Source organism: Streptomyces sp. NPDC002817 (genome assembly GCF_053592055.1).
In genome coordinates this window covers 22,055-22,539 of the sequence record NZ_JBSFUY010000058.1, presented here as the reverse complement: position 1 = coordinate 22,539, position 485 = coordinate 22,055, and the positions used below count along the sequence as shown (strand labels likewise).

Annotated in this window: 1 protein-coding gene; it reads right to left on the bottom strand. The window is 71.8% G+C overall.

Translation table 11 applies throughout. The annotated features are described in order from the left end of the window. The coding region (locus ACWD3I_RS47065; protein WP_451084415.1) for a WD40 repeat domain-containing protein at positions 1 to 485 on the bottom strand (485 nt) is incomplete at both ends.

The window sequence follows — 485 nt, the reverse complement described above, 5'->3', positions numbered from 1 at the left end:
TGTGGCCGGTGGTACCGGTGAGCGTCTGGAGGCTCTGGCCGGTGACCGGGTCCCAGATCCGCACGGTCCCATCGGTGCCACCTGTGGCCAGACGCGTCCCGCCCAGACTGAATGTCAGCTCATTCACCTGGCCGGTGGTACCGGTGAGCGTCTGGAGGCTCTGGCCGGTGACCGGGTCCCAGATCCACACGGCCCCGTCGCTGCCGCCGATGACCAGACGTGTTGCGTCCGGGCTGAACGCCACCGCAGACACGTCGCCGCCTTGGCCGAGTGTCTGGAGGGTCTGGCCGGTGGCCGGGTCCCAGATCCGCACGGCCCCGCCGTCGCTGCCGGTGGCCAGACGCGTCCCATCCGGGCTGAACGCCACCGCATTCACCCAGTCGCCGCCCTGGCCGAGTGTCTGGAGGGTCTGGCCGGTGACCGGGTCCCAGATCCGCACGGCCCCGCCGTCGCTGCCGGTGGCCAGACGCGTCCCATCCGGGCTG